Source organism: Amycolatopsis sp. lyj-84, from assembly GCF_046549075.1.
Taxonomy (GTDB): Bacteria; Actinomycetota; Actinomycetes; order Mycobacteriales; family Pseudonocardiaceae; genus Amycolatopsis.
In genome coordinates this window covers 1-1,330 of the sequence record NZ_JAJPWO010000035.1, presented here as the reverse complement: position 1 = coordinate 1,330, position 1,330 = coordinate 1, and the positions used below count along the sequence as shown (strand labels likewise).

Annotated in this window: 1 protein-coding gene; it reads right to left on the bottom strand. The window is 69.8% G+C overall.

Translation table 11 applies throughout. The features are described from left to right. Positions 1-190 precede the first annotated feature (190 nt). A complete protein-coding gene (locus tag ACLJRM_RS44205) occupies positions 191-1,192 on the bottom strand; it encodes a hypothetical protein (protein ID WP_410666448.1) in 1,002 nt (333 codons plus the stop codon). Positions 1,193-1,330: the final 138 nt, after the last annotated feature.

The window sequence follows — 1,330 nt, the reverse complement described above, 5'->3', positions numbered from 1 at the left end:
CCCCCCCCCCCCCCCCCACCCCCCCCCCCCCCCCCCCCCCCCCCCCCCCCCCCCCCCCCCCCCCCCCGCCCCCCCCCCCCCCCCCCCCCCCCCCCCCCCCCCCCCCCCCCCCCCCCCCCCCCCCCACGCCCCACCGCCGCCCTCGCTCCCGCCCCGCCCCGCCCTGGCCCTTCCCACTGGCCCGCCGCCCTCACCCACCCCCGCACTTCCGGCACGTCGGGGCGCGGCCGCCTGCCGAGTCCCAGCCTTCACGGACGAGGACGGTGCGGACCTCTGACGCCACTTCGCAGGGTGACGTCCGGACGTCGTGCCATCCGTAGACGAGCCGCGCCCGGTCGGCGAGTTCCGCCGCGTTGTCCCGCTGCCGGTCCCGGAAAGCGACATCCGCGATCGAGTGGGTGGCCCGGCCGTCGAGCCTGACCGTCACCGGGGTGCCGTGCGAGTCGTAGGTGACGTCTTCCCAGAGGACTTTGCCCTTCACCTCGAAAGGAGTTTGCCGACTTCCTTGAGGGAGGCCATGCGCGTCTTCGACCGCTTCCTTGTACTCCACTTCGAGCGCCGACATCAGCCCTCCGCCGAGGAGGGCGAGGCCGAACCTGATCGCGGGCCGATAGCGGAACGGCGGCCGGAGGAATACGCATTCCTCCATCGCTTTCAAGGAGGTTTTGCTGCGGCTGACCAGATCGACGACCGTGTTGGTCGCCATTTTCGGGGTTCTCTGTGAGGTGGCCAGGTCGACGATCGTGTCCGTGACGCGGGTACGGGGCGGTTGGGTGCCGATCGCGATACAGGGCAGTGCTCGCGAGCGGTGCACGATCACCAACGGCGGGCAGGAGACCGCCGAGAAGGTGTACGGAACCGTGATCTCGATCGGGCCGTCGATGACCGGCAGCAGTCCCCATTCTTCGGCGGCGGTGCGGTGGCTCAAGATCGCCTGGCCGCCGCCGTACTTCAAGGCGGCGTGAATCTTCGCCGACCTGGAGAGTTCGCCGGTGAACATCGCATAAACGCGCGGTAGTACCCGTTGCCAGCGTCCGGCTTCGAGGTTGGCTTCGAGATCGGCGACCGTGTGACCGTAGGCGCGAAGTTGCCGGGTGTTGACGATTCCATGCTGTTCCTCCAGCAGGATCGGCCAGCTCGGGCGTTGTCGGGCCGGGATCGATTCCTCCGACCAGCGTTTGTGAGTGGGCACACGTCGACGATCGTCGCTCGCCCGCGGCCACGGAGGGCGCGAAGCGAATCTGTGGATAAGCCGGGTGCGAAGAGCGGTGGCTGTGGATAACTGGGTCGGGTTGGTCGTGAGTGGCGATTCGGGTTAGAACCCGAATCG